The sequence below is a fragment of the Candidatus Paracaedimonas acanthamoebae genome, assembly GCA_017307065.1.
Classification (GTDB): domain Bacteria; phylum Pseudomonadota; class Alphaproteobacteria; order Caedimonadales; family Caedimonadaceae; genus Paracaedimonas; species Paracaedimonas acanthamoebae_A.
Genome location: JAFKGL010000037.1, coordinates 1 through 10,430 on the forward strand (window position 1 = coordinate 1; position 10,430 = coordinate 10,430).

At 35.4% G+C, this 10,430-nt stretch carries 5 protein-coding genes; 3 read left to right on the forward strand and 2 right to left on the reverse strand.

Going from position 1 to position 10,430, the window contains the following annotated elements; all coding sequences use genetic code 11:
- Nucleotides 1–659: 659 nt before the first annotated feature.
- Nucleotides 660–932, reverse strand: coding sequence for a metal/formaldehyde-sensitive transcriptional repressor (locus J0H12_07405; GenBank protein ID MBN9413725.1), 273 nt, complete (start codon nucleotides 930–932; stop codon nucleotides 660–662).
- A gap of 170 nt (nucleotides 933–1,102) precedes the next feature.
- On the opposite strand from J0H12_07405, the gene J0H12_07410 reads away from it, so the two are divergent.
- Nucleotides 1,103–4,612 carry a pyridoxal phosphate-dependent aminotransferase gene (locus J0H12_07410; protein MBN9413726.1) on the forward strand — a complete coding sequence of 1,170 codons (3,510 nt, stop codon included), beginning with the start codon at nucleotides 1,103–1,105 and terminating at the stop codon, nucleotides 4,610–4,612.
- 47 nt (nucleotides 4,613–4,659) lie between these two features.
- Nucleotides 4,660–6,465, forward strand: a complete 1,806-nt coding sequence (locus tag J0H12_07415; GenBank protein MBN9413727.1) for a hypothetical protein — start codon at nucleotides 4,660–4,662, stop codon at nucleotides 6,463–6,465.
- 98 nt (nucleotides 6,466–6,563) lie between these two features.
- Here the strand turns inward: J0H12_07415 and J0H12_07420 are convergent, their stop codons facing one another.
- Nucleotides 6,564–7,148 (reverse strand): recombinase family protein, encoded by a 585-nt coding sequence (locus tag J0H12_07420; protein MBN9413728.1) that lies wholly within the window; start codon nucleotides 7,146–7,148, stop codon nucleotides 6,564–6,566.
- Nucleotides 7,149–7,297: 149 nt separating this feature from the next.
- Between J0H12_07420 and J0H12_07425 the strand changes: the two genes are divergently transcribed.
- Nucleotides 7,298–10,351: a Tn3 family transposase gene (locus J0H12_07425; protein ID MBN9413729.1), complete on the forward strand. Its 3,054-nt coding sequence runs from the start codon at nucleotides 7,298–7,300 to the stop codon at nucleotides 10,349–10,351.
- The last annotated feature ends 79 nt before the right edge of the window (nucleotides 10,352–10,430 follow it).

Here is a 10,430-nt window from a genome sequence, read left to right on the forward strand (position 1 = left end):
ATCTACCAATAGGAATTAAGAGAAACCTCTCTCAGTCGTTTATCACCATGATTTTTAACACTCCCGTTTATTGTGCTGGTTATGTTGCAATTTTTGGAAGTCTGATTCCGGCTGTATCTTTGAGTTTTTCATCCGAGAAATCATATTCTTCTATCTGGAGTGTGCGCTTATGGGGCAATTCTGCTAGATTCGCCTTTATCATGTACCAATCTTTTAAAATCATCTTTAAAGAAAGTTTGGATTCAATAGCATCTCGAAGTTGAATGAATCTTTTTTTTGATTATAAAAGATAAAGTAATAAACAAAATACTACTAAGGTTCTTAATCTATTTTCTTTAAAGAAGAGTTTATTAGGGGTTTTATCCAGGAATCCCCTATTACAAAAGAACATCTACATCTTACTCATCCAGAAATTATTGAAAGACTTCGATGTGCTCAAGGACATCTTAAACTACAATAAAACTCCTTAAAGAAGGTCGCTTTGAGAGATCTTGCTCAACCACAACATGCTGTTGAAAACAGCAATAGCAAATGCAAGAAAGCTACTGATTCATGACCATATTGATGAGTGTCTTAAATATTCGTTTGGTACTTCTACAAAAGCTATGCAAGCAATGATTACAGAATTTAATGATATCTCTAAATATTTATATAATAGACTAACGCAGGTATGATTTTATGGCCTCAATAAGTTCTTCTTTAGCATGTTCAATATCTGTTTCATGAGATGAATCAGCAATATGATTACGAATATGATCTTCCATGACTTCTGACATCAACCCATTAGTTGCCCCTCGAATTACAGCAACTAAATGGAGAATTTCTGTACATCCTTTTTCATCTTCTAAAGCGCGTTCGATGGCTTCAATTTGGCCTTTAATACGTCGTACTCGATTTAAGAGCTTGGTCTTTTTACGAATGATATGACTCATCATTACTCCAATATGTCTTTCATAATATAGGGCACTATCTTATATCATTTATGAGATACATAGTGAAGTTAAATTTAATACTAAAAATATTGAAACAGCCTATTGACACATAATATACCCCCCTATATTATTCGATCTCACTTATATTTAAAATTTTTGGGGTAATATAGATGTATTATAGTTGGAAAAAAATTAAACAATACTTGTCTTTATCAAGAGTAAATTTAGTTATAATCAGTTATGCTCTAATGCTATTAGGGCTTATATTTGTTACTGAAAAAACATATTCTCTTGTTATAGAAAATCCAAGTATAAGTAATGGTAGCTGTCCTGGTAATGTTTCACCCAAAATTAATGCTCGCAACAAGATTATAATAATTATTAATGGCAAACTTGAGGAAAGTTATTTCCTTAAAACACTAAAAAAACAAAAGTTTTTTCTTATTAACCTAGTGACTTCCAATTCAAAAGTAAGCGAAGAAAAAGCAAAGGATTATTATGATGAAATTATAGTGCAAGATAAAACGTCAGAGATACTAAAATCTCTAAAAATTTTAATTGAAAATAAGGGTCTCATTTTAGGTGAGGTATATGCGCTTCAAGAGAGTGATACTGAGCTAGCAGATGTCATTAAAGAGGCCTTTAGTAAACAGTTTAATGGGAAAGCATTTCGGAGACAAAATAGTGATAAACTTACCGCTATTAACCATCTTACAAAGCTATTAGGAAATAGAACTGAAAATCAAAATTTATTAGTAGAAGACTTTACAAAAGAAATCTCAAAACAATCGTTGCCTTGCACTGTTAAAGTTATAACTCCCCAAAAAACTTTAGCAACTTATTATATAGGTAAAACTTCTGATGTTAATTCAATACTAGATAACGTAAAAACTTATGAAGCATCTAATATTAAACTTTGGATTCAACCTTATCGTGAAAATTTATATCGATTACAAATAGTGAGCTTTAACAATAAAGTTATTCCCTTGGCGCTTTGGCATGAAAAAATTGATATTAAAGGACATAAAGCTCAAAACAGTATTTCTACTTTAGTTAACTTGAAAGATTTTTCTATTATCTCAGAAGATAAGCTATCTGAATTATCTCAGAGGCTAGCAAAAGGAGCATATTTAAGCCATGGTACAGCTGAATTTGTATTAGCATTTCATAAAGACCAAATAGAGATTGTCGATTATAATCTTACCTTACCAAATCTCAACCAAATGGAAGTCATGGAAAGGATAATAGGTTACAGTCCAATATCTTATCATTTACACCAAGTAGTTACAGGCACTGAACCCTATTTAGCCAAAAAAGATTTTAAAAATATCATTAAAGTTAATCTACACTTAAGTAGTAAGAATGATTTATTAAAGTTAAGTAACATGCCGACTTTTTATCGTTATTATTCTAGTAATCAAGAAACAGAAAATACTCCATTAGTAGGGGAACTTTACTTAACACATACAGATAAAAATCTAGTTACTGCTTCTTATTCCGCTATTAAAAATACTGAAAAATTATTGTCAAACCCAATGTTTTTATCTCATTCAGCAAATCATATTGTAAATTTTTATCGGGAAGCGACAATAAAGCAGAAATCCAAAAATAATATTGAAAATAAAGGGAAACATCAATCTGGAGAAGTGGGAGAAGCATTAAAGAACTTACATCACGAAAGTCAACATATCCCAAGGTATATAAAGCCTTTGGGTAGCAAGGCTAGCATACAAGATATTATGAAATATTACATAGACATATATGATCTATATATCCTTCATGGTAAAGCACCTGGCACTAAGATTACTCCCATGAATACAGGAAATCCTGCATTCTTGCCTTTTCCACCAATTGTAGAGAACTTGCGTAAAAGCCTAGGGGAAAATTTGATAACTTATGCACGTTACAGCATGCAAGTTCCAACAACAGAGTTTATTTCTAAAATAAGCAGCTATTGCCAAGAAGAAAAAATTTTGGCTCCTAACCAAAAATTAGAAACAAATAATGTTGTCATTGGACATGGTAGTACCAATCTATACTACCTAGCTCTTAAATCAATTATACGAAATAAGGGAGATATCGTATTAGTCACTCGCCCTACTTATGGATTGTTTATAGATCCAATCTATACTGCAGGTGGAGAAGTAGGATTTATTGATATCAGTGAGAATGATGGCTGGAAGGTCCATCCCGAAAAATTATACAAAACAATTCATTTTTATAATGAAAGAGCATTCAATAACTATATATTAACTACTTTTATAAAAGAATATGAGAATTTTATTCATGCAATGAAAGTATTTAATTTAGATAAAGAAAAAATTCCTTCCCTTCCTAATATTGATGAAATAACAGATTTAAAAATTTTCGATCAATATATAGAAAAACTTAACACTTTTATTGAAACTATATCCGATCCATTGGTGAATAAAGATGAATTAAAGTTTTCTTTTTCGCCTCGTGTAAAAGCTTTCTATCATATGAATCCCCACAATCCAACAGGTGCTGTTTATACGAAAGAAGATTTAAGAGAAATTGCTGCGGTGATTCGAGATCATCCAGGAATATATATTATAGATGATTTAGCTCACTGGGGAGTTTTATATGAAAAAATTGTACCCGCAACGATGGCATCAATGGATGGTATGTTTGATAAAACTTTGACGCTTATGAGTTTATCAAAATCATATTGTGTTCCTGGTTTAAGAACTGGCGTTGCAATAGGAACCTCTGAAATAATTAGTGAAATGCAGTATCGATTATTGAACTCTAGTTCAAGTGCATCTCTTCCAGCTATGATCGCGCTTGATGCCGTTTTTAGTGCTCCTAAAAAGGAAAGAGATAATTATTTAAATTCTAATAGCCAAGAATACCTCTTTAGGCGTGATTTAATGAAAGTTCTTGTAGATGGTATTCACCAAACAAACATAACTGAAGAACAGAAAATAAAGATTTATCAGTTAATTCTTGAAAATGAATATAAAGTTGGAAAACCTTTTGATAAAAAATTAATAAATTTACTTCTCTCAGGCATGCCTCTTGTAAGAACTTTAACAAAGCCTAAAGGGTGTTTCTTTCACTTACTGGATATCTCAAAGTTAATTGGCGCTAAGATTGCTGATCATGCACCATTTCAGACGGCAACAGATGTTAGAAATGCTATCTTTAGTATATGTAATATTGATATGGTTCCTGGTGAGATAAGTGGTAATTTCTTTAATTATTCGCTTAGGATGAGTTTTTCTTTAGCTCCAGAACAAATTTATAATGCTTGTAAGAGCATTAATCTCTTCATTGGAAACTATATTATTAAATATAATCAACAGCTTATAAGTAAAAATTGCTCTTCTTTAGAATTAAAGAAAATAGAAGTATTGGATGAATCTATTTTTAATAAAGCTCTTACAAGATTATATTTAAATCAAGTATTGCAAAAGCTTATGAAAGAACATGAGAGAATTGCTAACCTTAATATTCACCAGAATAGTTCAAGGATACAATGGTATAAAGATAAAATAATTGAAACAAAAAAACTTATAAAAGGGATGTTAGATCATTCTTCTAATAAAGTAATTCTTAAGAATCTTAGCGATTATATAGAAAAAAATAAAGATTGGTTACCAAAATATATTCCTGATTTTGAGCAATTAAATACTTGTATTCAAGCATTTAAGGCTTAAAGAATTTTTTGTAAACAGTGAATTTTACTCTTAAGTAGGAGATAAAAATGTTTGTAATCATTCGGTTTATTATTGCTTTATGCTTATTTGAAAATCTCATATATGCAACAGATGATGTAATTGAGTTAAAAGATTTAACGCATCGTTCTTCTTCTCATAATGGAGAAGAAGATGAGACAAGTTTAAAGAGAATAGTTCCATTAGAGGCTATTAATGAAGAAGAAGACATAATCGAACCTGTGAGCTTACCTCCTATAGTGTCTTCTTCGAAATTCTCCACACAATACTTAGAGGGCATTGGTGAAGACGCACCATTAAAAACTGTATTGGTCAGCACAGAAGGAGAAGAACTCATAGATTTGGAGAATATATTATCATCTTCTACCTTCCAAAATGGCGCAATAATAATATGGCTAGATACAGAGGTTGTTAATAAGAAAGACTCTCTTAGCAAAGGTACAAACAAAGGATTGTTTATATTTGGGTCTTTAAGCGCTGTAGCTAGAGGTTCAGTATATTTTATTCTAGGATACAAACTTTCAGAACATTATCTTGTTACTTCCTTAAATGCCCCGGGGAATCATATTATTTCAACCATATATGCCTCTGCATCTAGCGTCCCTATGACTTTACTAGGGGCAGCTTCAAGTCAGAAATTTATGAAATATTTAATCACGCCGACTCCTCAGAGTTTTATTGATATAAAAAAAGCAGAATCAGGTTTTGAGAAAACATTAAGGATATCAAAAAATACTTTTCTCGCAGGTGCATCAGCTTGTTCTGCTTCTATATTAACGTATATTGCATATGATAATTTTTATCCATTAGTCGGATGGGGGTGGCTAATACCCGGCTTACCTACATTTTATGTAAGGACGCTTATAGATTATTATGCAATGGAACAATTGGGATCAGCAGCTTATGAAAAATTTATTTCTGGTCCTAAAAACAAAAAACTTTATGAATTAGAACCAGAAAGTCGGGGAGCGAATATTCATGAAATTAGAACTTTACTGGATAAATCAAGAAAATTTGTAAGCGCTTTAAATTTTAAACAAGCAAAGATCCTTGAAGATATTATTAATAACGCAGGGGAAGATGTTACTAAAAAGATAAATGCTTTTACAAATCCTGAACTCTTTATAAGAGATGAAGTTCATATTAAAGAAACAAGCCGATTTAGAGATGTTGTAGGGTATATAGGAGGAGCCGTAGCCGTTTGTGGTATGTATCTTTATTATAATGGAACAAAAGCTGCTTTTGGTTTTACTCAACCTTTATTTAATTTAACGCCAGAGCAAACTGATTATACGACAGCTGCTTTTGCTATTTTTTCTCTTGCAACAGCTTCTTCATTAAGTGCAATTGCTGCGCATAGTAGCTTTCAAAAATTTTATGATGTCGCTTCTATTGGTTTGACAAAAACGTATAAGAAATTTTCCTCATTTTTCTTTGGATCCGAGGATGAACCTTCATCTGTTTCTCCTCCGCCTATGTCAAAGGAAGATAGGGATCTTATGATAAAGCGAACAGGAGTGGCGAGCTTAGCTTTTTTACTCGCTTGTTGTGATGCGGGTACGCTTTACGAACTTGCAGTTCAACAATCATTAAGTATGAATGATTTTGGAAATGTACTTGCTTTAGTTTCTTCTTCTGTTTCTCTTTTTACAATGTCCTTTTGGGCTGTTGATGAAGCTTTAATGTATTATGTAAGAGGTGGTGACCCTAAAGCGACTATTCTAAGCTTAATAGATAAAGTCGATAACACTCTTTCTTCAATGAGTGATTCTGCCTTAAAAGCATTAAAAGATCTCTTAAAACAAAATCATGGTCTCGCCTTAGAAGAAATTTAATGGTAACGATTCACCCTTGTTTTATACTAACCTAGATCTGGAGGTATTACACGGGGTAGGGTCAAATTCCATAGAGGTACGTCTCTACCAATAAGAATTTAGGATTCTGGTCTGATCTTTTGAATTTCTTCCGGTGGGAAATGGCGATAGAAAGTTGTTCTTCCGATACTGAGTGTTTTGATAATGTCAGAAATAAACGGATAATTTTCTGTATCTTTAAGCATGGCTTTTGCCGTGCGGAGTTTCTCATCAGTCATGAGAAGCGGTCTTCCCCCAATGCGGCCATTTTTACGTGCAGATTTTAAGCCCGCCTTTGTATTCTCAACAATGATCTCCCTCTGAAATTGGTCAAAAGCAGCATTCATATGAAAGAATAGCCTGCCTTCCGGTGTTGAGGTATCGATATTCTGGGTAATCACTTTCAGGCCGATTTTACGCTCTTCCAAATCTTTGACTGTGCTCATCATTTGCGTCAGGGAGCGTGCAAGGCGTGATAACTTCCAGACAACAAGCGTATCGCCTTCGCGCATATAATCAAGTACTTCCTGTAGTTGTTTTCGTTTTTTGCTGGCGCCGGATATTTTCTCGGTGAATATCTTTTTGCATCCGGCTTCATTGAGGGCATCAATCTGATGCTGCGGATTTTGATCCAGAGTTGAAACGCGTGCATAACCAATGAGCATATTTTTTGTTCCTAAAACGATTTTTTGTGATATTAACAGAACAAATTAAACGGAACAATGTTTTGGAACATATTTAAGGCATGTTTTTAATAAATTTCGTGCCGGGAAGTATCTTGTTCTAAAAACCATCGTTTTTAGAACATCAGCGATTGGATTTTGCCGTGCCCAGAATGTATATTTTGAATAAAAGCGAGCAGGAGATGTTTGATAACCCTCCTGTTTTCAACAGTGGCGAACGTAAACGCTTTTTCAATTTTCCGAATTCTCTAAAAGAAAAATCCGAGGCCTTGCGAAAGCCATCAACTAAAGTTGGGTTTTTGTTGGCCTGTGGTTATTTCAAAGCGGCAAAGAAATTTTTTAGACCAGAAGATTTTCATCAAAATGATATAGTCTATGTCGCACGTATCTTAAATCTTCAGTCAAAACAATTTTCACCGGAACACTATGTGCAAAGCACACGACAATGGCATCAAGAAATTATTCTGGAATTTTACGGTTACAGGCGTTTTGATGAAACCGCTTTGCAAATCATTGAGCATGAAATTTCATCCATGATGCGCTCTCAACTTAAGCCCAAACTCATTTTCTGGCGTTGCATTGATATTCTGATCCGAGAGCGCGTTCAGATTCTGCCATATTTCCAGCTTTCAGAATTGATCCTAAAGGCCGTCAATCAGAGGAGGAAAGAACTTACAGCCGTTATTCGCCGCGAATTAAGCGCGGAGGCAAAATTATTGTTGGACGGTTTGTTTGCACAGGAAGCGGACACCCCCTATGCCAGATATAAATTGACCTTACTCAAAAAACTCTCACAATCCACAAAACCAGCCCAGATCAAAGAACGAGCGTATGACCTTCTCTATATTTCAGAACTCTACGATAACCTGAAACCACTTATTCCTGTTCTTGGTCTGGGATATGAAGGCATTCGGTATTTTGCCAATGCAGTGATCAAATCCGATATTTTTCAGCTCAATCAACGCCGTGAAGAAGACCGCTATGTTCATGTTGTTGCCTTCATCACCCACCAATATTACAGGCTTCAGGATAATCTGGTCGATACGCTTTTAATAGCTGTAAAATCCTTTGAAAATGGCGCGAAACGTGATCATAAGGAGTGGTGCTATGAACAACGTAAAACTCAGCATCAGTCTCTAAAGACATTAGCATCTTCTGTTGATGAAAAGGTGTTTGGTTTTGTACGTCAAATCCGGGATATTATAGACAATGACGACACCGATGCCGGAAAGCTGGCTCTGATTAAAGACTTGTTAGAAACCAATCAAACCAGTTTTTCAGACGTTGAACGAGAATGGCATGATTTTAAGAACGGATTTGACAGCGGTGCTGATGATCCGCGTTATTACGATATACTGGAAGAACGTTCCCTGCGATTACAAAATCGAGTTAGCCTCATCTTGAAATCGTTAAATTTTCAGTATGAAGCAGGCGCACAGTCTATAACTGATGCTATCGAGTATTTCAGAAAAAATAATGGGTTAATTCGGAACAATGCCCCGATCAATTTTCTTGAAGATGCAGAGCAAAAATCCGTTGCTGGTAACGGCATATTCAGGACGTCTCTATACAAAGTCCTGTTATTTATTCATGTGGCGGGCGCTATCAAATCAGGACAGATCAATCTGGAACATTCTTATAAGTACCGCTCCCTTGATGAATATCTGATTGCCAGGAGCAGATGGGACGCAGAAAAGAAAGATCTTCTACACAGAGCGGAGTTGGAGAGTTTTGAATACTGCAAGCCTGTTATTAAGCAGCTTGGACACGCTCTTTCTGTGCAGTACAAGAATACCAATGACCACATCCAAAACAACGATAATCCCCATTTTAAAACCAGAGTCAGTAACAACTTCACCATTGCAACACCAAAGCAAGAAGATGGGGCGACCGACTTACTCAAACCATATTTTCCAGACCACCATTTTGTGCCGTTGCCGGAAATATTATCAACCGTCAACGCGCATACTGACTTTTTACAGGAATTTCAGCACTGGCAGCAACGATACGCGAAAGGCCGAACAGACGATAGAATTCTTTATGCTGGAATTATAGGTTTGGGTTGCGCGATTGGTATTCCGAAAATGTCGCGCATATCAAAACTGATCAATGAAAGCGCTTTGCAACATGCTGTAAATTGGTATTTTTCACTTGAGAACATAAGATCAGCTAATGATTGTATTGTCCGGTTTCTGGATCGGATGGAGTTGCCCAATATCTACCGCAAAAATCAGAATAGCCTACATACAGCTAGTGACGGGCAGAAGTTCGAAGTGAAAACAGATTCCCTGAACGCCAATTATTCTTTCAAATATTTTGGCAAAGGTCAGGGCGTAACAGCCAACACATTCATTGACGAACGCAATTTGCTCTGGCATTCCCTTGTTTTTAGCGCGTCAGAGCGAGAAAGCGCCTATGTTATAGATGGTCTCATGCACAATGATGTCATCAAAAGTGATATCCATTCCACAGATACACATGGTTATAGTGAAGCCATCTTTTCTACAACACATCTGCTTGGGTTTTCGTATGCACCACGCATTAAAAACCTGAAAAAGCAAACGCTCTATATTTGCAAATCGGGAAAACTTGATCATCAGCCAACATGGGCTGTCCAGCCTACAAAATATGTGAATGAAGCTCTAATTGAAGAATGCTGGGATGACATTTTACGGCTCGTAACTACCATAAAACTCAAGGAAACCAGTGCCTCCGATATCTTCAGGCGGCTAAACTCCTATTCTAAACAGCACAAATTATATCAGGCGCTTAAATCCTTCGGACAGATTATAAAATCCGACTTTATCCTGCGCTACATTGATGACGTGGAACTGCGCCAGGCCATTGAAAAACAACTTAACAAAGTTGAATTGGCCAATAGATTCACACGGGCTATCGCCGTTGGCAATCCGCGAGAATTTACTCAGGGTGACAAAGAAGAGCAGGAAATAGCCGAAAGCTGCAATCGGCTCATCAAAAACGCTATCATCTGTTGGAACTACCTGTATCTGTCACAAAAATTGAAAGGAATGGACAGCCCTGACCAGAAAGATAAGTTGCTTTCAGCGATTTCATCGCATTCTCCGATGTCATGGGCGCACACTAACCTTCTTGGAGAATATGATTTCTCGGATGAAAAACTCAAAGATACAGCCGGAATCAGACTTCCAAAAATTGCAACATAACCAGCACAATAAACGGGAGTGTTAAAAATCATGGTGATAAACGACTGAGAGAGGTTTCTCTTAATTCCTATTGGTAGAT

What these genes read in the sequence shown, in the direction of transcription:
- J0H12_07405 (MBN9413725.1), bottom strand. Translation starts at nt 932, where the DNA reads ATGAGTCATATCATTCGTAAAAAGACCAAGCTCTTAAATCGAGTACGA.
- J0H12_07410 (MBN9413726.1), top strand. Translation starts at nt 1,103, where the DNA reads ATGTATTATAGTTGGAAAAAAATTAAACAATACTTGTCTTTATCAAGA.
- J0H12_07415 (MBN9413727.1), top strand. Translation starts at nt 4,660, where the DNA reads ATGTTTGTAATCATTCGGTTTATTATTGCTTTATGCTTATTTGAAAAT.
- J0H12_07420 (MBN9413728.1), bottom strand. Translation starts at nt 7,148, where the DNA reads ATGCTCATTGGTTATGCACGCGTTTCAACTCTGGATCAAAATCCGCAG.